Below are 22,016 nucleotides of genomic sequence, written 5' to 3'. Positions count from 1 at the left end.
TGATCCCGTCAGCAAGCAACCCTTAACTAGGGTGTGCTTTATTGATACTCTCCAAAGTTTACATCCGTAACGAGAGCCTCTGTACTCTTTTTATTATTCATATCCTGATAACTAATCTGACTCTCGGATGAAAGCCGAAGAGGTAAGCTGGTTTTGCGATCTACGGTAAGATGATATACGGTCTGCACACTAGCTGGCTCCATCATTTTATCCATCGTACTCTCTCCCTGCTCCCACACCCGCTCAAGCTCCTGTTCAAGCTTCGTCTGATTCACGCCTCCGATTGCACTTGCCTTGTGCATATATTCCTCTCGCATAGCACTCATCTCGGCATCTAGCTGCGTCATAGCCCATGTCTTGGCATCCTCAGGGTTAAGCTCAATCCGTAGAATCTGAGTGCGTCGTCCCCCGCCATATTCTGATTTAATCGTTTTATTCATGCGATCGATATTCTCCAGCTGTGAAATCGGATTATAGCGAGATAACGCCCCACGCAAAGGCTCCTGTTGATTAGATAAAGCCATCCATTGCCCCTTCTTCCGCTGAAAGGAAGCACTGAACCCTCCAGGTTGCCCAGTAGGCAGGACAGAGGTTGTGCTCATTTGTGTACCCCCAGAATTGACTACACCAGGAAGCCGAGTCTGCAAAGTCAGACGGTTATGATCCTCCAGTTTGCCTGCAAATTTAAATTGATTCTCGAACACACCATTATTCTCGCGTCGAAGCCCAGCCTGACCCTCGAAACTGAGCTTCTCCTTTCCGGCAAGTCCGGATAAAGCAAGTGAAAATATCTCCTCTGGTGTTTGAGCTTTCTGTACCAATCCACACCCAGGCGTGCAGAGGAGTATTAAGCTCAAAATCAATAACATTACGCGTGCATTCCGATAATTAAACATGGCTACCCCACCTTTTTGTCAAACGTTCTCCATAGGCTACCCCTCCGTTAATGACTTATACTGTGTGATACATAATCATTCTGTTCCCAAATAAAAAAAGAGAGAACGACTCCGACATCGGAATTGTTCTCCCTTAACGTGTAACTTCTTGTTCTTCTAATACAATACGGTTACGTCCTCCATGCTTGGCTTGGTAAAGAGCCATATCTGCGCGATAAAATAGGGACTCTACACTCACCTTTTCATCCATCCAGCTCCACTCCGCGATCCCGCTTGAGACTGTTACCGACGGCCTTGTCTCTTCTGACACCCTCTGGCGTATGATCTCCGCGTATTCGAGAGCCTGTCGTATCCCTAATTGAGGCATATAAATGGCTAACTCTTCACCGCCCCAGCGGGCACATACATCCTCTGGCCGAACAGAGCTTACGACGATGTCACTCACCTGCTTAAGAACCTGATCCCCCGTTTGATGGCCAAATGTATCGTTTACCTGCTTGAATTGATCGATATCAACCACAATGAGAGAACCACAGAACTCATGCGCCTGTCGTTCATGAATAACATTATCTAAGTAATGACGAACATATAATCCTGTTAGCATATCCAGATTAGCCAGACGGCGCACTTCGGCATGAAGCGTTGCATTGGACAGCGCAAGTCCCATATGAATTACTAACATCTGCAGCAAGCGATAATTATCGTAAGAGAAAAATTGCTCCTGTGTATGTCCAAGCATAATTACACACTTCACTTCACCGTTCACCCGAACCGGTGACGCAATCAGAGATAACGATTTCGTATGATCCATAAATTGAGAAGGAAATGGAGCATGTTGAAGATAGTTAGACATAATAAGCGGCTCTTCCGATTGATACAATGCACCTGCAATACCGTAATTGTTCGGGAATGATTGGCGGCGTAACTGATGAACATTAGAGGACATCACTTCAAACTGGTTCGTACTATCATTCATTTGGAGAATACAGCATGATTCAGCTTGGAACATGCCAAGCATCTCTTGTTCAGCGAATTGAAAAATTTCCATCAGTTGCAGACTTTTATTCAACCGTTGTGTCAAATCGTTAATTAGACGAAGTTCCTGGATAAGCATATTGGATTGTTCATGCAGTTTCGCATTCTCGAAGGCTGTACCTGCCGTATCTGCCATCATCGTAATCAATTGCAGATCTGATTCCTCCATCAGCTCATCATTCATCTCAATGTAAAACACACCGTATATGCCCTGTTTTCCTTTGAGAGGTAACCCCACCTCAATAATTCTGTTCTCACCATCGATCGATCGAACAACAATAAGGCGTCCTTCCATGAAGGAACGTACACAGATATCTTCGCCTCGTTCATGAACCAGTAAAGGTTTGATCCGGGCATTAGAGCTGCTCTGGTCTTGGGACATAAAAAGCGTAATTCGCATCGTAGGATACAAATAATCCATGCTGCTAAACACTTCATCCAATATCGTATCCACGTCCATATTGTCGTGCATCCGTTGAACAATCTGGAACAGTATTGATCTACGATGTTCTTCACGTGCCGATTGCTCATGAGCATGTAACAGATCCGTCATAAATATGTATTCAAACCTGCGGTAAAAGCAAGTCCGATAGTGTGATGCCTCAGCTCGAACCAAGGCTTCTGACGTTTCATATTGGTTAGGCTCATAGATCAATGCAGTGAATACAGCGAACATATCCTTATTGCTTCTCGAACGGAGTGGAATAGCAAGCAGATGAAATTGCCCATGCTTATCACTGCTAAGCAAGGCTTGTTCTTGTCCCGTTTCCAGACATCTTAATACCGTGAGGCTCACGTCCAAGCTTACATCCTCATATGGATCTCCTACGCTGACGCCTTCGGTATCCCATACATTGAATATCGTAGCTGCATTGTTTGGTATGGGGTTGCGTTGTTGTTGCCAATCGGTAAAGGCCTGCTGTAACAGACTCCCCAAATATGAAAAATCAAAAGGTGTGATATCCACTTGCTGCATCCAGAGCGCATGCTCATTATGAAGAGATGCAGCAGATGCGGGATCGCCCGAACTTGGCGAATTCAGACTGGCTGGTAAACTTCCTAGATGTTCTAACATGTCAGGCGCTCCTTTGCACCGTTTTTGCATCTCATAGATGCATTAATCTGCATAGGTTATCGCAAACCTGCAAATTCGTCTGATAACCTTACAGGATAAGTTTATTTAAAGTTAAGATAGAATCTATTTTACTCCCTTTACAACTTTTTTGCATCCATATTTCAGAAAATTGTCCCATTATTTTAGGCCTAATGACCTATCGACAAATTTAGACGTTTTTTTGCTTTTATCTTAACCTTGACTTTGTGTCTCTCAAACTGTAATATAAATTGTTGATGAAGACTACTAAATGGGTCTTTAAATTTGGGCATTACCGGTTGTGTCACCCTCATTCTTTTTGTTGCTTTCAGGACAGCGGCTGAACTCTCCTGATCGACTTATGCGTGGCTGAGCCAGCATCAACAAATTGGAGCGCAAACAGAGCCCTATATGAACTTTAACTAAAAAGGAGCTACTTTAAACATGGCACGTTACACTGGTCCTAAATTTAAATTGAGCCGTCGCCTCGGCATTTCCCTTAGCGGAACAGGCAAAGATTTGAAACGTCCTTTCCCTCCAGGTCAGCACGGAGCTAACCAACGCAGAAAAATGAGCAACTACGGTATGCAGTTGCAAGAAAAACAAAAACTGCGTCACATGTACGGTTTGGGCGAAAAACAATTCCGCACTCTGTTTGCTAGAGCGCAAAAAATGCAAGGTATCGCGGGTGAAAACTTCATGTTCTTGCTTGAGTGCCGCCTTGACAACCTCGTTTACCGTCTTGGATTTGCTAACTCCCGTGCAGGAGCACGTCAGTTGGTATCCCATGGTCACATCACAGTAAACGGCAAAAAAGTCGACATCGCTTCTTACCAAGTAAGCACTGGCGACGTAATCAGCTTGCGTGAAAGAAGCCGCGGTTTGTCTTCTGTTAAAGAAGCATTGGAAAACCGTACGCATCTTCCAGCATACGTTGAATTCAACGATACAGCAGTTGAGGGTAAATTCATCCGTCTGCCTGAGCGTTCGGAATTGTCCCAAGAAATCGATGAGAAACAAATCGTCGAGTTCTACAACCGTTAATCGTTGCGATTACATTAAATCTTCAAATAAAACAGCTGTCGAGATTTTTTCGACAGCTGTTTTTTATGCTTTTGACTAAGAAAGGCAGAAGTTGAGGGCAATATAGAAAATTTCGCCGTATCCATCAGAAGAATAACACGTGAAGAACACCGTTTTGATCAGGAAGTGATGATCTAATATCTTAAGAACTTATATGCAAAGTACGTCACAGCAGAAAAAATACCACTCACCATGATAATAATCGCTGATTCAAACACCTCTATTTCAATTCCAAACTGATATATCACAAGCATTGTAATTATGACCATTATCATAACTATAAATCCAAGTGAAAATGAAGATTTACAATGCGAAATTATCCTTTCATCATGTTCAGAGTCCACACTTCGTTTAACCCCTTTGTTGTCCATAGCCAAAATGATTAAGTTTATCATTGAGCACCCGATTAATCCAAAGCCTAAAGGCATAGCAAACGACAGATTAGAATTATTTAACGCAAACTTCTGGTAGAGAGCAATCGAAAAAACGAGCAGTCCGATAATACACATAACAATAGATACCACAGTCCATTTCCTCACTCAACATCCCCCTCTTCCTCAAAAATAAAAACTTGTTCAATGCTTTTATTGAACACCCGGGCTATGAGATAAGCCAGCATAATCGATGGATTGTATCGCCCTCTTTCCAATGAAATAATGGTCTGACGTGATACGTTAACCTTCTCCGCCAGATCCTGTTGTGTCATGTTAAGCTCTCGACGGTAGATCTCAATTTTATTCTTCATGAATTTCGTGTCCTCACTCTTCATTTGTAAAGCTAACTTTACAAAAAATATATCTCTCACTCCTCAAAATGTCAAGCTAACTTTACACCAAATTCGTGCCCTAAAACAGGCTGATAGAAAGGATCTTCTCAAGCCATATTGTTATCTCCTTATGATATGGTACATTTACAAGCATAATAAATAACATAATTTCGAAAATAATGGCATTATTCGACTATTGCTTGTATTTCTCAGGCATGCAAACCCACCTTTTTATGCTATAATAAGTGCTGTTAAAAGGAGGAAGACACTGAATGGTTGATGTTAATAAGAAAAAGCCCGATGAACAGCCTGTCCGCAAGCGTAGCTTCATTCGCAGACTAGGCAGTGTCGTCAAATGGATGGTTGTCCTGGGAATCATGGGGGTACTATTCGTAGGCGGTGCTTTAATGGGGTACGTCAGTTCCATTGTGAAAGACGAGCCTGTCCGATCCAGGGCCCTGATTGAACAGAAAGTCAGCGAAAACTCCATCACAGGCTTTGCTTACTTCGCCGATGGCAGTCCAATCGGTCAATTACGTACAGAAGAAGACAGACGTCCGGTCACCATTGACCAGATCCCACAGAAAGTTATTGATGCAGTTATTGCCATTGAAGACAATCATTTTTACGAACATAAAGGTGTAGACATGAACGGTACACTTCGTGCCGTAAAACAGAAGGTGCTTAAAGAGTCTGTCCAAACAGGCGGAAGTACACTTACACAACAGTTAGCACGTCGTGTGTTCCTCAATCTAGATCGTACAGAGGATCGGAAAGTAAAAGAAATTCTTCTCTCGCTCCGATTGGAACGTTTCTTGACGAAGGACGAGATCATGACTGCATATTTGAACAAGGTTCCTTTCGGTAATGGCTCCAGTGGATACAATGTCTATGGTATCAAGGCTGCTGCCAAAGGTTTGTTCAATATTAATGATCTGGAGAAAATAAATACGGCTCAAGCTGCTTACCTTGCCGGCTTGCCTCAGCTCCCCTCTTCATACTCTGCTTTTAATGGTAAAGGCGACTTTGTTGAGGACAATTTTGAGCGCGCAATTAATCGCCAGCACTTGGTTTTACGTCGAATGTTAGAACTAGGTAAAATCAATCAAACCGAATATAACGAAGCGCTTGCTTTTGACATCAAGAGCTCGCTCGCTCCCAAAACGGTTAAAGCTTACAACACTTATCCTTATCTTATGATGGAAACTGAACGACAAGCTGCTCAAATCTTGATGACACAATTGAATGCAGACGCTAGCAAAGACACTGGTGAAGCTACAGACAAGGATGCAGCGACTAAAGATAGCAGTGCATTATTGGAAGAAGCTCAGCAGCAATTACGCACGGGTGGATATCGCATTTACACTACAATTAACAAAAGTGTATACAAAACCATGCGTACGATTGCTGAAAATGACAGTAATTTTGCCGCAGACGATCCCAAAAAAGGGAAAGAACAAACGGCAGCTATGTTGATCGACCATAAGACTGGTGCCATTCTAGGCATGATCGAAGGTCGAAGCTTCCAAGATGAACAGATGAACTATGCTACGCAGATGGTGCGTCAACCAGGTTCTGCTATGAAACCAATTGCAGCATATCTGCCTGCTATGGATGAAGGCTTGGTTCAGCCAGGTTCCGTCGTGGATGATTCACCGATTATTCTTAAAGACGGTCCAAGCGGATATCACATTCCGAAAAATGCAAATAACCGGTACCAAGGCCTCATCACTGCTCGTAGAGCACTGAATTACTCATTGAATACCGTGGCGCTTAAGTTGTTTAATGAAGACGTGGGAATTGATAAAGCCTGGGCTTTCGCCAAAAAACTTGGCATTACCACCATTCAGAAAAACGATTATCAAGCACAAACAGGTGTTCTTGGTGGCCTTCAGTACGGTGTGACCGTCGAGGAACTCACCAACGCCTATGGTGCCATTGCCAACAACGGTGTGTACAACGATTCTTATATGATCAGTAAAATTGTAGACTCCAAAGGTAATATCGTTTATAAACACGAAGCAGCTCCTGTTCAGGCCTTCTCCGAGCAGACGGCATATCTCATGACCGACATGCTTCGTACGGTCGTTACAGAAGGTACAGCGGATAAAGTACGCGAAAGCTACAAATATTCGAAGAGTGTACCGATTGTCGGAAAAACAGGCTCTACCCAGAACTACGCCGATGTCTGGTTTGAAGGCTACTCGCCAGATGTCACTTTAGGTGTATGGGTTGGATACAAACAGCCAGTAAACACACTAGAGACCAAGTCTCAGCGCAAACGCGCACAGCAGCTATGGACGCAAATTATGAATGAGGTCATCGCCTCAGACAAAGAGCTATTTGTTACAGATAAGTTCGAGAAGCCATCAGGTATAGTGACGAAAACCGTCTCCGCTTATAGCGGTAAACTTCCTACGGCTCTGACAGATCGTTTTGTTACAGATATTTTCAACAGTAAATTCGTTCCTAAAGATAGCGATGATGGCGTCGCTAAGGCGAAGTACATCACTTACAATGGTGTAAACTACATCCCTCGTGATGAAACACCTAGCGATATGCTCAAGGAAAAAACCGTAATCAAGCGTAAAAAACCAATCTCCGATCTCATTAAAGAGTTGCAAAATGCATTCTCTCGTATGAGCCGGCATGAGTCACTTGCATATTACCTGCCACAGGATGCAGATTCAGACATGCCAACGCAGATTGATCCAAGGCAAGACAACGGTAAAGCTCCTGATGCTCCAGGCAATGTAAGACTGTCTATGTCGAACGGCAGAGCAATCATTACATTTAATGCTACACCGGAAAGTGATGTTGTCGGGTATCGCTTGTATCGTTCTGTTAATGGCGGAGGATTCCAGAATCAAGGGCAAGTCGTTCTTGCGGGTGAATCTCGGTCATTTACGGCTTATGCACAAGGTGGTAACTTCTCCTTCTACGTTACAGCAGTTGATGTAGCTGGCAGAGAGTCTGCACCTAGCGCCATTGCGACTAGCACTGCCGTTGTAGAACCGCCACCAGAGGAAGAAGTGAAGGAACCGATTAACGTTCCTGGAACGATCATCACGCCTGGTGAAGGATCAGACGATACTTCGGCTTCGACTGCTCCAAGCACACCGAGTCAGGTAAGTGTTACAGCCCTATCTCAAGGTATTCGTATCCAGTGGGGTTCAAACGCTGATACGGAAGGTGTACAGAGCTATTCCGTCTATTACAGCGAAACGGGCAATGCTCCATTCAACAAAATCGGCTCTACCTCGGGTACTTCGCTCGACTTCGGTGTACCGGCAACAACCAGTGGATGGTTCAAGGTATCTGCGAGCAACAGCGCAGGAGAATCTGAGCCTTCAGCAGCGGTACATTATCAGCCTTAAAGTAAACATTACATTTACACCAAAAGACCTCCTAAGTTTATCCTTAGGGGGTCTTTTGATTAATACGTCAAAAAAGCCTAATCTGATGGACATCCAGATCAGGCTTTTTCATGCTACCTTTCATTCCAATACGGCTAGCATGCTAGCCACCTTTAACATTTAGTCCTCAATGGTGGACAGGTCACCTGTCGGCAAATCCAGCTCCCAGGCTTTCAAGACACGACGCATAATTTTACCAGAACGTGTCTTCGGTAATTTATCCTTGAATTCAATCTCACGCGGTGCAGCATGGGCAGACAGGCCTTCTTTTACAAAACGATAAATCTCTTCCTTCAGCTCCGGTGTTGCCTCATACCCATCACGAAGCGCTACAAAGGCTTTGATGATCTCACCCCGTGTTACATCCGGTTTACCGATAACCCCAGCCTCAGCTACAGCAGGGTGCTCTACGAGCTTGCTCTCCACCTCAAAAGGGCCGATACGTTCACCAGACGAATTAATTACATCATCAATTCTGCCCTGAAACCAGAAGTAACCGTCCTCATCCATATAAGCCGAGTCCCCAGATACGTACCAGCCAGAGAGTCGGAAATATTCCTCGTATTTGGCAGGGTTGTTCCAGATCTTGGCCATCATCGACGGCCAGGGGCTACGTATTGCCAAATTCCCCATACTGTATGGAGGTAACTCCTGCCCACGATCATCGATAATCGCAGCTTCAATTCCGGGCAAAGGTCTTCCCATGGAACCTGGCTTAATCGGCATACCCGGATAGTTACAGATCAATTGTGCACCCGTTTCCGTCATCCACCACGTATCATGAATTCGCTGATCATACGCTTTCCAGCCCCAACGAACTACTTCAGGATTGAGCGGCTCGCCAACAGACATGACGTGACGCAGACTACTCAGATCATGCTGGGCGATCGTCTCGTCTCCTGCACCCATCAACATCCGGAATGCCGTTGGTGCGCTGTACCAGACGGTCACTTTATTTTTTTCGATCGTGCTATACCAGTCTTGTGGACTGAACCGACCTCCACGAATCACATTGGTTACCCCGTTTAGCCATGGTGCAAAAATACCATATGATGTGCCTGTGACCCAACCAGGGTCTGCGGTGCACCAGTACACATCATCCTCGCGTAAGTCGAGCACCACTTTGCCTGTATAATAATGCTGAATCATTGCATTCTGTACATGGTATACACCCTTGGGTTTCCCTGTAGAACCCGATGTATAATGGATAATGAGTCCATCCTCACGCGTGAGCCACTCCACGTGCATCTCATCTGAAGCCGCAGACATCTCTGCATCAAAATCAATGAGTCCATCCTCTGTCTGCTCCCCACCACCAACGACAAATATATGCTTTAGCTCCGGTAATTCGGAGCGCTTAATTCGCCCTAGAAGCTCGGGTGTCGTTACAAGCGCAACTGCCCCACTGTCTTCCAATCGATCTTTGACGGCGGTCTCCATAAAGGCTTCAAACAGCGGCCCTGCGATGGCACCTACTTTCAAAATACCCAAAAGGCTGAAATACAGCTCAGGGCTTCTTGGCATAAAAATAAATACCCGATCTCCCTTGGTCACGCCATATTTCCGAAGCACATTACCAAACCGGTTGGATTGCTCGCTAAGATCGGCAAAGGTGTACGCCTCTTCCCGTGAAGCATCACTGTATAACAATGCCGTTCTGCCGCCTCTTCCTTCCAGTACATGGCGATCTATCGCCTCATGAGCCATATTCACTTTTCCGCTGGCGTGCCACGTAAAGTGCCTTTCCACCGATTCCCAATCAAATCGGCTACGAGCCTCCGCGTAATCGCCCAAGTTAGATTCAGACACAACCGTTTGCAGCATCTCTTCAAATGCTTGACTCATGCTTGCCAGCCTCCTTCAACTCGACATTTCGATTCCCTTAAATGGGTGACTTCTCATTGCCTTGTGTTGACTGAACTTCCAGTTAGCGCTTACATTAATAGAGAGAACATTCTCTTTATTTACTTGCTTGACCTACTGAATGAATTTTGAGCTGCACTTGAATTGTGAACATTTTTTGTCTACGCCATTATAGCAAATCTTCTCAATCATCGTCTAGGGGGAAGAAAGGAGCATGAACTATGGAACATATTAAGAAGCATCATATGCGTTCCATCTTCAAATCCGGTCACCACATCACGATTGAAGGCCCTATGCCCGCTGAGGCTATTTCACAGCTAGGTTTCCATCCGGATCTCGATGCTTTTCGGAGACCATCAGAGCAGCAGGAAGCCCTGACGGAGATTGCCGCTCTGCCGGAAGGTCGTATCATTCTAGCACATGAAAATAGCATGATCATTGGCTACGTTACGTTTCATTACGCTGACGAATGTGAACGTTGGTCTGAGGGCAATATGACGGATCTCATTGAACTGGGAGCCATTGAGGTTGCTGATGAGTACCGCTCGCTAGGCATCGGACGTGAGATGCTGCTCACTGCGTTCGAAGGCGGTCAGATGGAGCGATATATCATTTTTACGACCGAATATTACTGGCATTGGGATCTGAAGGGTAGTGGCCTGTCCGTGTGGGATTATCGCAAAATGATGGAGAAGTTGATGCAGGCTGTGGATATGACCTGGTACGCGACCGATGATCCTGAAATCTGCTCTCATCCGGCTAACTGTCTTATGGTGAGAATCGGCAGCCAGGTACCACTCACATCCGAAGAACAGTTCGATCGTGTTCGCTTTCGTTACCGGTTTATGTACTAAGTTCAGCTTAAATACAATTGATCATCATATTGAAGTAAAACGGACTACATTCGAACAACGCTTAAAATATGCTTACATAAGAATAACGTCTATCGTCGTACCTTCACAAAAGACAAACGTTGTTTAGTTGTAGTTTTTCGTGCGATAATCGCATGATTCAGCTCCGCCGAAAACGTATAAATCCTATTAATTTAAAAAACCGCTTCTCACCCAGCTCTGCATACCTTAAGAGCTATCCGTTGAGAAGCGGTTTAATTTAATTTTTCTATTTGAAGTGGCTCACTGCGAGCTTGTTTATCTCTTACATGAGGGCTTACATGTTCTCCAACATATGCTCCACGATGCGATGTGAGCGCTGGGATGACTGCACTGTAAATTCGGCAAAGTTCACATGTGCAGAACCATCCGCCTTATCGGACATGCCTCTCAGAACGACAAAAGGTACACGGTTCATGAAACTAACCTGTGCAACAGCCGCGCCTTCCATTTCCGCACACGCTCCATCCATCTGGGTATACAGCATATTTACCGTCTCTTTGCTGGCAATAAACTGATCCCCTGACAACACCTTGCCAATCCGGTAATGGGCTCCTTGCGCCTTACACGCTTCTTCGGCAAGTGCAATCAGTGAAGCATCGGCAGGAAATGCAGAGGTCTCTTGATACGGAATAACGCCACGTTCGAACCCTAGGGGAGTCACATCCATATCATGCTGCACGCATACCGAGGAAATAACGATATCACCGATATTCAGCTCAGGATGAACCGCTCCAGCAACACCTGTAAAAATAATTCGATCCACTTGGAAACGGTCAATTAGAATTTGCGTGGTTACTGCCGCGTTAACTTTACCCACACCTGATTTGCAGACAACAATCTGTTTACCCAACCACTCGCCTGCAACATAGGTGATTCCGGTCTGCTTGACCGTCTCCAACTGCTTCATCCCCGCAAGTAACAGTTCTACTTCCTCATCCATAGCACCAATAATACCGATTGTTTCGCGCATGTCCCAAGCCCTCCAGTAGATTCTATTCAGCACAAAAGCTCCGTCACCGGAGCTTCTGCCAATTCGATATGTAGAGAGAATGTCTTCTCCCTGCCTTATACCATTTCCAATGCTATATTTACTTATCCAGCATGGCTTACAGACAAACGTAGAATTGTTTCATGTGGCAAAATAACCCGTGGGTTCTCCACATTTTCTTTTTTCATCAGCTTCGTGAGCAGACGCATCGCGACAGCACCAAGGTCATACATTGGCTGAGCGACCGTTGTCAATTGCGGACGCACCATGGAAGCCATACGAATGTTATCCACACTAATGATGGAGAAGTCATCCGGTACTTTCAGACCCTCATCCTGAATGCTGTGAATCGCGCCAATAGCCATCTCATCTGTTGCAGCGAAGATTGCCGTCGGTTTCTTCTTCAGTCCGAGGAAATATTTCATCGCTTCCACGCCGGACTCATAACGGTAGTTACCGATGCGTACCAGATCCTCCTGATACTCCATACCCGCTGCTTCAAGAGCTTTCTTGTATCCTTGGAAACGCGCATAGCCGTTAGCAGGATCTTGCAACGTACCACTAATCATCGCAATTTCCTTGTGACCATGACGAATCAATGTATTCACCGCATCAAACGCAGCAGCTTCATGATCGATATCTACAGAAGGATATGTTCCCTTCTCGTCACTTGTCGCACAGAGCACGATCGGTACTGCTGCTGATTGGAAGGCTTGGATATGTTCATCCGTTACCGTTCCGCCCATGAAAAGCAAACCATCGACTTGCTTTTCTAGCAACGTGTTAATAACACGAATTTCTTTTTCTTTCTTCTTGTCCGCATTACATAGAATAATATTGTAGTGATACATATTAGCAATATCCTCAATTCCGCGAGCAATCTCAGCGAAAGTCGAGTTCGAAATATCAGGAATTACCACACCGACTGTTGTCGTCTTTTTGCTAGCCAAACCTCTGGCTACCGCATTTGGACGATATCCCAACCGATCAATGGCTTCATATACTTTTTTACGTGTTTGTGGCTTCACATTGGGGTTATTGTTCACTACCCGTGATACTGTTGCCATGGACACCCCAGCTTCGCGTGCCACATCATAAATGGTTACCGTCACAGTACTTCTCTCCATTACCAGTAAATTTTCAACCCATTTTCATTAAGAATTATATTACGACAAATTTTTGCATTAATCAATTAAAATAGGCTCTAGGACTCACTTAAAACCTGCGTGAGCGTGCTCGAAGTAATATCAGAATGGGAAGTATGCCATACAGGCGTTCCCTTTTTAACTAGAATTGCCTGTGGAGATTCATGCTTAACACCCAGTTTCTCTGCTGCTTCGTTAGATACAGGGCGGTCTTCCACAACATAAATAATGCCGTATTTCACTTGTTCATTAGGATTGTTCTGCAAATAGTTGTTCATCTCCTGATATGCATTCGCGCTGATTGGGCAACGCGTACTATGCTTAAACAGAAGCAAAGGTTGATCCTCGGTAGCCTCCACTGCGGAGTTTAGCTGTTCAATACTTGTCATTTTAGTCATGTCAGCCATTGGATATACATCCCCCTTTTTCAGGAATACCGCTAAGTTGAGCGTTTTCACTCTTCGATATCTTAACAAAAAGCGCGCGAAAAAGCCAATTTTCATGAAAACAAGCATTTTACACGTCAAAATTAGACAGCATTCGAGAAATGTGCCTGCCAAACAAAGCCCGATAACTGACCCAGTCTACGCTGAGTCGTCTCGATCCATTCTGCATCACCCGACTTTTGAGCATAACCCAAAATATCCAGCAATAGATTAATTCTTTCCTTCACGGCCTGCTGCATCTGATCCTGTATCTCTTGATCTGTTGCATCGGGTCTAGCAAGCAGTTGCTCGTGGAACAGGTCTGCAAGCTCATTTTGTTCACCGAATAAAACATCCTGCTTATTGGGCTGTTCACCCAATTTACTAATACATTCTTTCAGGTCAGGTTTGACCGGTTGAAGCACTTCGTATGAGATACAATCTGTACATGCAAATACGGGTACGTTGCGAATCTCTACTTTTTTGGCGTACACAACCGTTCTTAATTCTAATTCCATTACATGTCCGCATCTGCACGATTTACGCACATCCATCACCTCATTCGTTCTATCTCGTATACTGTTACCATTCGACCTTTTTCCGCCTAAATCCTGCTGCAAACCAAAGGTTGCACAAATTACCACTGTCGCCAGGTTAAGGGTTATATGCGTATGCTAACAACGATTGAAATCGGTTACCTATTTGGGAGGTTGTGTGTCCCGTGAAGCGAAGCCATGAATCTGTTACAATAAAGTCGATACATGCCACCGCAAAAGGAGAGATGGATGTGAGATTAACAGGTAAAAAAGTTATCGCTCTCGTTGATGAAGAATTCGAGGATCTGGAGCTATGGTATCCCGTACATCGTGTACGTGAAGAAGGTGCCGAGGTGCATCTAGCTGGGGAGAAAAAGGGTAAAACCTACATCGGAAAATATGGTGTTCCCGCTGAAGCGGAGTACAGCTTCGACGAGTTGGACAGTTCTGCATATGATGGTATTCTTGTGCCTGGCGGTTGGGCGCCGGATAAGCTGCGTCGCTATCCCAAAGTGCTTGAACTTGTGAAGGAGATGCATGCAGATCGCAAGCCAATCGGACAAATCTGTCACGCCGGCTGGGTGCTGATCTCTGCCAAAATTCTCGAAGGCGTTACCGTGACCTCCACCCCAGGCATTCGAGACGACATGGAAAATGCAGGTGCGATCTGGAAAGACGAGCCTGTTGTTGTGGATGGACATATCATATCGGCGCGTCGACCTCCAGACCTTCCCCCGTATGGAAAAGCGTTCTGTGATGCATTGGCTGATGCCAAAACGCAATAAGTACCCAATCACCAAAAACCCCCTCGCTCTGTAGCGTGGGGGTTTCATGGTTTAGGTGGAGCTCTTCTTATCAATCCACTTAAATAGATAGAATACGTGAAGATTGATTGATGTCGAACCTATTAGTTGAAGAGCATCTAAGATATTTTTACTAAGATTAGATTCTCAAGAGGCATTCGAGCCACTCTGTTCATCCGGGCTGCCTGCTCCGTCATTAAATGTCTGTAAACGTTGTTCGATATCCAGGCTTGTTCGCAACGTGAAGCACTCATGGGCTACTTCTTTAGCGGCTGTTGCAGTTGTATTGAGCACCCTATGTTTCACACGCAAAAGAGATTGAGGAGACATACTTAGATTACGTATGCCTAGCTCAAGCCATAGTGGAATTGAACGCTCGTCCCCTGCCATCTCACCACATACACTAATCTCAATCCCAGCAGCATGAGCTGCTTCTACCGTAGCTCGCAGCATACGCAGCACGGCTGGATGATATGGATGATACATATGGGCGATCTGTTCGTTCATCCGATCCACAGCCAAGACGTATTGAACAAGATCATTCGTACCGATGCTGAAGAAATCCGCTTCCTCTGCCAATAAGTCTGCAATCATCACCGCTGCAGGCACTTCAATCATAATACCTACCTGGATATGTGGATCATATGGCAAATTACGCTCATCCAGATCAGCCATGGCCTCACGCAAAATTTCATTGGCCTGTTGCAGTTCTTCGACTGACGAAATCATAGGGTACATGATCTTCACATTCCCTGCAGCACTTGCCCGCAGAATTGCTGTAAGCTGGGTTTTGAATAGATCCTTACGATCCAAGCTGATGCGGATGGCACGGTATCCAAGAAACGGATTATCCTCTTCAGGTAGCTCGAAATAATCAAGCTGCTTATCTCCGCCAATATCCAATGTACGAATGACAACAGACTGACCAGCTGTCTTTTCAGCGACCAATCTGTATACCTCATACTGTTCCTGCTCACCCGGGAATGTAGCCCGATCCATATAAAGGAACTCGGTACGGAACAGCCCTACTCCCTTCGCCCCATGCTTCAGAGCGAGATCCAGTTCCTTCACCGAACTGATATTGGATGCTAGATGAAGTACTGAGCCGTCCTTGGTTACGGCATCAACTGTAGCAAGCACCTGTAATTGTTCTTTTTTCTGCAATTGTTTGTTACGAATCATCGTGTAACGTTCAATCGTTTTGCGATCTGGCTCCGTGAATACAAGTCCGTTATCCCCATCTACCACAAGCATATCGCCTGTCTCAACTGGCATGCCAAGACTCGCCTCCAGACCGGAAACGAGAGGTATGCCTAGGGCACGAGCCATAATAGCGGAATGAGACGTTTTACCACCAATGAGAGTAACGATGCCGAGCACATGCGTAGGGTTAAGATGTGCCAGTTGTGAAGGCGACAGCTCTTTGGCTACAAGGATGTACGGCTGAGTATCTGAAGGGAGGGTAATCTCCGGTGCACCTAACAGATGCTTCAACAATCGATTGCCGACATCCTTGATGTCGATCGCTCGCTCCTTCATGTACTCATCATCCAACAAGTCAAACATCGTTACAAAGTGGTCAATCGCTTCTTTTACGGCCACTTCGGCAGCCTTATATTGTCGTTCAATAATGCCTCGAATTTCGTTCATAAACACAGGGTCTTCCAAAATCGCTAGATGCGCATCAAAGATGCTTGACTCTTCTGGACCCACAACTTCCTTGAATTCATTCTTGATGTACTCTATCTCATCCCGAGAAGTCCGGATGCCCTCATACAGCCGTTCGAATTCCTGGGCGAGATCCACCGAATCCATCTTCTGATCCGGCAGATCCCATTCCCAACTGGGCAGGACAAATGCTTTGCCGATGGCTATGCCTGCAGCGCCGTTGATGCCTTGTATCTTCATTCTACCCCTCCAACGTTCCTGTCATAGAGCACCACGGACATAACGGATGCCTGACCTTTCTTGACTTGCTTAAATGGAGCAAAGCTCCATGATTTGACACGATCCGGATTGGTAATTACCATCGGCGTTGTCAGTGATGCTGCTTGTTCACGAAGAACAGCGAGATCAAATTTAATCAGCAATTGTCCAGGCTCGACAGTATCGCCCTCTTGAACAAAAGCTTCAAAATGACCTTTTAATTGTGAAGTATCTATCCCGATATGAAGCAGAACCTCAAGCCCTTCTCGGGTGGAAATGCCTAACGCATGCATCGTTGGATACAGATGCATAATTGTACCGAATACAGGAGAGACCAGCTCTCCCCGCTCTGGGACAAAGGCTACCCCATCCCCAACAAGCTTGGCTGCAAATATCTGATCGGGCACCTCTTCAATCGGCAGCATTTTCCCCTGTACAGGCGCACAGAACAGCACTTGCGGCAGATCTCGTTCCAGTAGCTTCGCAATTTCTTCACGAATCAATTCGGAATAGGTACCGAATACCACCTGTACGTTTCCTCCGCCCAGCTTGATCAACCCGGCTGAGCCCATGCTCTTCATCGCACCCGTGTCGATCAGGCGATCGTCATGCACCGTCAGACGAAGACGTGTGATACACGCTTCAACCTGCACAATGTTGCTTTTGCCACCGAGCGCTTCCAAAATCAACGGAGCCTGGTAAGGAATATTACCTACCCAATCCTCTAACATCGAGCCTTCTTCACGTCCTGGTGTAGGAATCTTGAATGTACGAATCGCCCAGCGGAACAAAAAGTAATAGACTAGCCCGTATAGTATGCCAATCGGAATAAGCTTCCAAGCATTCTCTGATAGATGAAAATTGAGTATGTAATCAATTATACCTGCAGAGTACGAAAACCCGTGTCGTATATCAAGCCAATAACTAATCCACATCGCAATACCAGACATAACCGCATGCACAATAAACAGATAAGGAGCTGCAAATAAAAAGGCAAACTCGATCTGTTCGGAAACTCCTGTCAGGAAACAGACTAATGCTGAAGTAAGAAATGTTTTCTTGATCTTCGGCTTCAAGTCTTCCCGAGCTTCCTGAATAATGGCAAACGCAATCGCTGGTATAGCGAACATCATGATCGGGAACAACCCGGCCATGAAGAAACCTGCGGATGGATCACCAGCAAAGAACCGAGGCAAATCCCCCTGTACAATGTTTCCGTCAGGCGTTTCGAATGTACCCAATTGAAACCAGAATACATTGTTCAGCAGATGATGTAAGCCAAAAGCAACCAATACCCTGTAGAGCACGCCATAGATGAACAATCCGAAACCACCGAGACTGTATTCCCATGTGGCAACCGCGTTCAATCCATGCTGCAGTATTGGAGCGATCCATAACATAAAACAGGAGAACAGGGCCGAGCAGAGCCCAACGATGAGCAAAACGAATCTAGAACCGCCAAAAAATTGCAATATTTCGGGCAGCTTAATGCTCTTAAATCGATTATGCATTACCCCAGCCAGTGCGCCGAGTATAATTCCGATTAAGGAAGCAGGCTGCACGGTGCCATCGCCAAAGTTGCGAGTCACCTGATCATATATGACGATACCAGCCAGCGCAGCGAGTCCCGCTTGTCCGGCCTGGTTGGAGAGTCCCAGCGCTACACCGACCGCAAATAAATAGGGCAAAAAATAAAAAATACCGTGTCCAGCCACGGTAGACACTTCACCAACAACGTTCATCCCCCAGGCGTCCCAGGGCAAACTGCCAACACTAAGCAAAATTGCGGCGGCGGGCAGGACCATTGTAGGCAGCATTACCGCTCTTCCGAGCTGCTGCAAGGATCCGAGCCAATTCATGGCGACCTCTCCTTTCTATCCTTGATGGTAAGCTTTAAGAAACGTTTTGTCAAAGCAAAACAGCAACCTGCTAGAAAGTTAATTATACTCTGCAATCACATACCAAAAAGACCACTTGTTGATGTGGCCATCACAATAAATAAAACGTTATATAGTCTTTAGAAAGGCTGGAATGTCATCTAAGCCATTGGTACTATATTTCGATCAACCTAATGCAGTTATGCTATATAAAAAAAGAAAATCCCCGTTAACTTTGCCTTCGTTAACGGGATTTTCTGCGTGTATCACCTGATCGTATAAAGTTTTCTGTCCTATCACTAGGCATAACACAATTTCATGACCGCCGCAAAACGACGTAAATGGCGTTTAGTTGCGTCCAGCACCGCGCAGAACGATGGAATCTTCGACCTTGATACAACGATTCGTAACAACCGTCAGACCGTTCTCAGCCGCAATCTGCACTGCCTCATCGCTATGGATGCCCAGTTGCAGCCACAACACGTTAGCTTTGATCGCCGCAGCCTCTCGTGCTACATCAGCACAATACTCTTCCCGACGAAACACATTAACGATATCTACTGGTTCTGGAATATCCGCGAGCGTGGCGTACACCGTTTCTCCAAGAATCTCACCTTGCGCCTGTGGGTTCACAGGAATGATGCGATATCCTCTGCTTTGCATAGCTTCAGCAACCATGTAGGATGTGCGATCTGATTTGTCTGATAATCCAACGACAGCGATGTTGCCTGCATTACGCAAAATTTGTCCAATTTCTTCACGAGTAGGGTTGTTAAATTCCATGTTCAAGCACCATCCTTTTCTGCTCAAAGATTTCAGCTGATTTCGAACTTCGATGCTGATCATATACCGCCAGGGGGCATGCTTCATAACCACAAGTGGACTTTTGGAACGACCTCTCAACGTGAGGGTTGTTTTACTCTTTTACCCATTGTACGGAGGCACCAAGCGCCTGCAAGTGATCGAAGTATTGTGGGTAAGACTTGGCTACATGGTGTGCATCCCGAATGCGAAGCGGTTGCTTGGCACGAAGTCCAACAACGGTTAGAGCCATGATGACCCGGTGATCATAATGAGCATTAATCTCAACGCCACCTTCAACGCCCTCTGGACGTCCATGCACGATGATCTCCGCCTGACGCTCTTCGACGTTCGCTCCCGCCTTACGAAGCTCATTCAAGTAATCCGTAATTCGGTCACATTCCTTATAGCGCAGGTTCTCTACATTATAGAACCGTGAGGTTCCTTCCGCAAACACAGCCGCTGCTACCATGGCCAGAACAGCATCTGTTGCTGCATCTCCGTCGAATTCGATCGCCTTTAATTTCCCGTTCCCTTGCACGTGCACAACATTGTTCTCATGTGTCAGAGGCACTTCCATCATGCGCAGCACGTCCACGATGGCACGTTCCCCCTGCTTGCTCTGTTCCATCAAACGCAAGATTTTCACATCCGACTGTGTCACCGCTGCCGCCGCGAGAACCGCCGCTGAACCTGGGTAGTCTCCTTGAACGGTATATGTCTGTGGTTGGTATGACTGGCCGCCAGGTACACGGAAGGACATGTAATCATCGCTTGCATGGATAACGATTCCTGCTTGCTCCAATACCTCCAGCGTTTGTCCGATCACGACCTTGGACTTCAGATCATTCAGCACTTCGATTGTGCTATCTTCTGCAAGCATAGGTGTTACAAAGAGTAATGCACTCAGATATTGGGAGCTCACCGAACCGGATACACGGATATGCCCACCTTTGGGTTTGCCACCTTTGATCGTAATAGGTAGACGTCCTTGTTCATGCTGAACTTCCACACCAAGTTGTCCCAGAGCATCAATCAGATCATCATGTGGACGCTTGCCAAGTGAATCTGGATACGTATTGACAAAAGTAACCTCAGGACATAATGCCGTTACACCCATCAAAAAACGTAAAACAGCACCCGCGTTGCCTACATTCAGTTCACGTACATCGCGTGGGTGGCTACCGAAACCTTGGATTACGATTTTGCTATCGTCTTCTTCCAGAACTGCACCTAGATCACGAATACATCTACGCATCGCGTCACTATCTTCACTATGCGCAGGGAAATGGATTGTGCTTGTGCCTTCTGCCAATGCAGCAGCTAGCAAATAACGTGTTGTGTAGTTTTTGGAGGACAAGGCTCCAATTTCCCCTTTCAGGGAGGGAGTAGGTGTTACGATAACGTCCATGAATGAATTCTCCTTCATTATTCAAATTATTAAGATACTATAATCATACCAAAAGGCATCTTGCCTAAATTGACATTCCCTGCATCGCTTGGGTATCATTATAAGCGATAAGTCGATACAGAAAAGAGGATCTGAATATGACGCAAATTGCTGAAATTGAAACGTCTGAACTACGCCGCCGTTTACAGGCTGGCGAGAAGTTGCAGATGATAGACGTCCGTGAGGACGAAGAGGTCGCACAAGGCATGATTGAGGGAGCGAAGCACATCCCCCTAGGTCAAATTCCAGACAGACTGTCTGAAATTGAGAAGTCAGGTGAGATCGTCCTCATCTGTCGCAGTGGTTACCGCAGCGAGCGTGCTGCCGAATATCTGCAACAACTTGGCTACGAGGGCTGCACCAACATGGTTGGCGGCATGCTGCAATGGCAACAGGAAGACTAGTCGAACGAGCCGCTCGGCTCGTTTTTTCATTACACTGTACTTCTCACACCTCTATAAAAAAACACACGGCGATTACAGGCTTAGACGCGGTAATGCGCTAAAATTAAACGAGTCACTTCAGCCGCGGATAACGACGTAGTATCCACTGTGTAATGCGCAAACCGATACGCGTCTTTGCGTTCCTCCATAATCGTCTGGATTCGTTCCTCCGCATTGCCTGCCAGTAATGGACGATTGTCACAACCACTCACACGCTCTACAATCACTGCGGGATCTGCAGTCAGCGCAACGACCCAGCCATTCTTGGACATCACATCACAGTTGTCAGCACGCAGTACAACTCCGCCTCCAGTTGCAATGATCTGTGCTTTCTTCTCTAGTACAGAGCACAGCACCCGACTCTCTGCATCCCGGAAGTAAGTCTCGCCTTTGCTTGTGAACAATTCAGGAATTGTACATCCTTCCTCTTTCTCCACTGCGGCGTCCACATCAACCAGTCGATAGCCTAGTTCGCGTGCAAGTAAATCTGCAACTGTTGATTTGCCGGTTCCCATCATACCGATGAGTATAATATTGTTAGCCTTGCTCAAAAGGTACACTCCTTTATTTCAAGAGG

General features: G+C 45.8%; 18 protein-coding genes. 5 read left to right on the top strand and 13 right to left on the bottom strand.

All coding sequences use genetic code 11. The features are described from left to right. Positions 1 to 38: 38 nt before the first annotated feature. Together M3636_RS03280 and M3636_RS03275 are read right to left on the bottom strand one after the other, a co-directional pair. On the bottom strand, positions 39 to 896 hold the full coding sequence (locus M3636_RS03280; protein WP_251381269.1) for a hypothetical protein: 858 nt from the start codon (positions 894 to 896) through the stop codon (positions 39 to 41). 133 nt (positions 897 to 1,029) lie between these two features. After that, positions 1,030 to 3,006 carry a sensor domain-containing diguanylate cyclase gene (locus M3636_RS03275; RefSeq protein WP_251381268.1) on the bottom strand — a complete coding sequence of 659 codons (1,977 nt, stop codon included), beginning with the start codon at positions 3,004 to 3,006 and terminating at the stop codon, positions 1,030 to 1,032. A 462-nt stretch (positions 3,007 to 3,468) separates the two neighbouring features. Here M3636_RS03275 and rpsD point away from each other — a divergent pair, with 462 nt between their 5' ends. Beyond that, positions 3,469 to 4,068 (top strand): 30S ribosomal protein S4, encoded by a 600-nt coding sequence (gene rpsD / locus M3636_RS03270; protein WP_056696322.1) that lies wholly within the window; start codon positions 3,469 to 3,471, stop codon positions 4,066 to 4,068. Positions 4,069 to 4,642: 574 nt separating this feature from the next. Here rpsD and M3636_RS03265 read toward each other — a convergent pair. After that, entirely contained in the window at positions 4,643 to 4,852 is a 210-nt protein-coding gene (locus M3636_RS03265; RefSeq protein ID WP_145045482.1) for a helix-turn-helix transcriptional regulator, read from the bottom strand. Between the two features lie 293 nt (positions 4,853 to 5,145). On the opposite strand from M3636_RS03265, the gene M3636_RS03260 reads away from it, so the two are divergent. After that, a complete protein-coding gene (locus M3636_RS03260; protein ID WP_251381267.1) occupies positions 5,146 to 8,250 on the top strand; it encodes a transglycosylase domain-containing protein in 3,105 nt (1,034 codons plus the stop codon). A gap of 159 nt (positions 8,251 to 8,409) precedes the next feature. Here M3636_RS03260 and acsA read toward each other — a convergent pair whose 3' ends face one another. Next, positions 8,410 to 10,134 carry an acetate--CoA ligase gene (gene acsA / locus M3636_RS03255; protein ID WP_145408461.1) on the bottom strand — a complete coding sequence of 575 codons (1,725 nt, stop codon included), beginning with the start codon at positions 10,132 to 10,134 and terminating at the stop codon, positions 8,410 to 8,412. Positions 10,135 to 10,373: 239 nt separating this feature from the next. Between acsA and M3636_RS03250 the strand changes: the two genes are divergently transcribed. Beyond that, positions 10,374 to 11,006, top strand: coding sequence for a GNAT family N-acetyltransferase (locus M3636_RS03250; RefSeq protein ID WP_251381266.1), 633 nt, complete (start codon positions 10,374 to 10,376; stop codon positions 11,004 to 11,006). A gap of 313 nt (positions 11,007 to 11,319) precedes the next feature. On the opposite strand, the gene M3636_RS03245 is transcribed toward M3636_RS03250, so the two are convergent. The 4 genes from M3636_RS03245 to M3636_RS03230 form a co-directional block, all read right to left on the bottom strand. Further along, entirely contained in the window at positions 11,320 to 12,015 is a 696-nt protein-coding gene (locus tag M3636_RS03245) for a 5'-methylthioadenosine/adenosylhomocysteine nucleosidase (protein WP_128102740.1), read from the bottom strand. Between the two features lie 122 nt (positions 12,016 to 12,137). Next, positions 12,138 to 13,145: a catabolite control protein A gene (ccpA, locus tag M3636_RS03240; protein ID WP_128102741.1), complete on the bottom strand. Its 1,008-nt coding sequence runs from the start codon at positions 13,143 to 13,145 to the stop codon at positions 12,138 to 12,140. A gap of 92 nt (positions 13,146 to 13,237) precedes the next feature. Further along, on the bottom strand, positions 13,238 to 13,585 hold the full coding sequence (gene ytxJ / locus M3636_RS03235; RefSeq protein WP_128102742.1) for a bacillithiol system redox-active protein YtxJ: 348 nt from the start codon (positions 13,583 to 13,585) through the stop codon (positions 13,238 to 13,240). Between the two features lie 122 nt (positions 13,586 to 13,707). Next, on the bottom strand, positions 13,708 to 14,121 hold the full coding sequence (locus tag M3636_RS03230; RefSeq protein WP_128102743.1) for a hypothetical protein: 414 nt from the start codon (positions 14,119 to 14,121) through the stop codon (positions 13,708 to 13,710). 263 nt (positions 14,122 to 14,384) lie between these two features. On the opposite strand from M3636_RS03230, the gene M3636_RS03225 reads away from it, so the two are divergent. Continuing rightward, positions 14,385 to 14,924, top strand: a complete 540-nt coding sequence (locus tag M3636_RS03225) for a type 1 glutamine amidotransferase domain-containing protein (RefSeq protein WP_251382476.1) — start codon at positions 14,385 to 14,387, stop codon at positions 14,922 to 14,924. A 165-nt stretch (positions 14,925 to 15,089) separates the two neighbouring features. Here the strand turns inward: M3636_RS03225 and ptsP are convergent, their stop codons facing one another. The 4 genes from ptsP to aroA all read right to left on the bottom strand — a co-directional run bounded on the left by ptsP (position 15,090) and on the right by aroA (position 20,957). Further along, the gene (gene ptsP, locus M3636_RS03220; RefSeq protein WP_128102744.1) at positions 15,090 to 16,850 is read right to left on the bottom strand and encodes a phosphoenolpyruvate--protein phosphotransferase; all 1,761 of its coding nucleotides are present in this window, start codon (positions 16,848 to 16,850) and stop codon (positions 15,090 to 15,092) included. Continuing rightward, on the bottom strand, positions 16,847 to 18,727 hold the full coding sequence (locus M3636_RS03215) for a glucose PTS transporter subunit IIA (protein ID WP_128102745.1): 1,881 nt from the start codon (positions 18,725 to 18,727) through the stop codon (positions 16,847 to 16,849). The genes ptsP and M3636_RS03215 overlap by 4 nt, the downstream gene beginning before the upstream one ends. A gap of 366 nt (positions 18,728 to 19,093) precedes the next feature. After that, entirely contained in the window at positions 19,094 to 19,528 is a 435-nt protein-coding gene (locus tag M3636_RS03210; protein WP_145408465.1) for a CoA-binding protein, read from the bottom strand. A 133-nt stretch (positions 19,529 to 19,661) separates the two neighbouring features. Further along, positions 19,662 to 20,957 (bottom strand): 3-phosphoshikimate 1-carboxyvinyltransferase, encoded by a 1,296-nt coding sequence (gene aroA / locus M3636_RS03205; protein ID WP_251381265.1) that lies wholly within the window; start codon positions 20,955 to 20,957, stop codon positions 19,662 to 19,664. Between the two features lie 137 nt (positions 20,958 to 21,094). On the opposite strand from aroA, the gene M3636_RS03200 reads away from it, so the two are divergent. Next, the gene (locus M3636_RS03200; RefSeq protein ID WP_056696298.1) at positions 21,095 to 21,400 is read left to right on the top strand and encodes a rhodanese-like domain-containing protein; all 306 of its coding nucleotides are present in this window, start codon (positions 21,095 to 21,097) and stop codon (positions 21,398 to 21,400) included. Between the two features lie 80 nt (positions 21,401 to 21,480). On the opposite strand, the gene M3636_RS03195 is transcribed toward M3636_RS03200, so the two are convergent. Then, positions 21,481 to 21,990: a shikimate kinase gene (locus M3636_RS03195; RefSeq protein WP_251381264.1), complete on the bottom strand. Its 510-nt coding sequence runs from the start codon at positions 21,988 to 21,990 to the stop codon at positions 21,481 to 21,483. Positions 21,991 to 22,016 lie beyond the last annotated feature (26 nt).

Source organism: Paenibacillus sp. MER 99-2, from assembly GCF_023714095.1.
In the GTDB taxonomy this organism is placed as follows: domain Bacteria; phylum Bacillota; class Bacilli; order Paenibacillales; family Paenibacillaceae; genus Paenibacillus.
Note: the sequence above shows the minus strand (reverse complement) of the source record. Positions and strands in the feature narration are given on the sequence as shown.

Bases quoted from the DNA above. Each gene is read 5' to 3' on its own strand.
- M3636_RS03280 (WP_251381269.1), bottom strand. From the start codon at position 896: ATGTTTAATTATCGGAATGCACGCGTAATGTTATTGATTTTGAGCTTA.
- M3636_RS03275 (WP_251381268.1), bottom strand. From the start codon at position 3,006: ATGTTAGAACATCTAGGAAGTTTACCAGCCAGTCTGAATTCGCCAAGT.
- rpsD (WP_056696322.1), top strand. From the start codon at position 3,469: ATGGCACGTTACACTGGTCCTAAATTTAAATTGAGCCGTCGCCTCGGC.
- M3636_RS03265 (WP_145045482.1), bottom strand. From the start codon at position 4,852: ATGAAGAATAAAATTGAGATCTACCGTCGAGAGCTTAACATGACACAA.
- M3636_RS03260 (WP_251381267.1), top strand. From the start codon at position 5,146: ATGGTTGATGTTAATAAGAAAAAGCCCGATGAACAGCCTGTCCGCAAG.
- acsA (WP_145408461.1), bottom strand. From the start codon at position 10,134: ATGAGTCAAGCATTTGAAGAGATGCTGCAAACGGTTGTGTCTGAATCT.
- M3636_RS03250 (WP_251381266.1), top strand. From the start codon at position 10,374: ATGGAACATATTAAGAAGCATCATATGCGTTCCATCTTCAAATCCGGT.
- M3636_RS03245 (WP_128102740.1), bottom strand. From the start codon at position 12,015: ATGCGCGAAACAATCGGTATTATTGGTGCTATGGATGAGGAAGTAGAA.
- ytxJ (WP_128102742.1), bottom strand. From the start codon at position 13,585: ATGGCTGACATGACTAAAATGACAAGTATTGAACAGCTAAACTCCGCA.
- M3636_RS03230 (WP_128102743.1), bottom strand. From the start codon at position 14,121: ATGGAATTAGAATTAAGAACGGTTGTGTACGCCAAAAAAGTAGAGATT.
- M3636_RS03225 (WP_251382476.1), top strand. From the start codon at position 14,385: ATGGATGTGAGATTAACAGGTAAAAAAGTTATCGCTCTCGTTGATGAA.
- ptsP (WP_128102744.1), bottom strand. From the start codon at position 16,850: ATGAAGATACAAGGCATCAACGGCGCTGCAGGCATAGCCATCGGCAAA.
- M3636_RS03215 (WP_128102745.1), bottom strand. From the start codon at position 18,727: ATGAATTGGCTCGGATCCTTGCAGCAGCTCGGAAGAGCGGTAATGCTG.
- M3636_RS03210 (WP_145408465.1), bottom strand. From the start codon at position 19,528: ATGGAATTTAACAACCCTACTCGTGAAGAAATTGGACAAATTTTGCGT.
- aroA (WP_251381265.1), bottom strand. From the start codon at position 20,957: ATGGACGTTATCGTAACACCTACTCCCTCCCTGAAAGGGGAAATTGGA.
- M3636_RS03200 (WP_056696298.1), top strand. From the start codon at position 21,095: ATGACGCAAATTGCTGAAATTGAAACGTCTGAACTACGCCGCCGTTTA.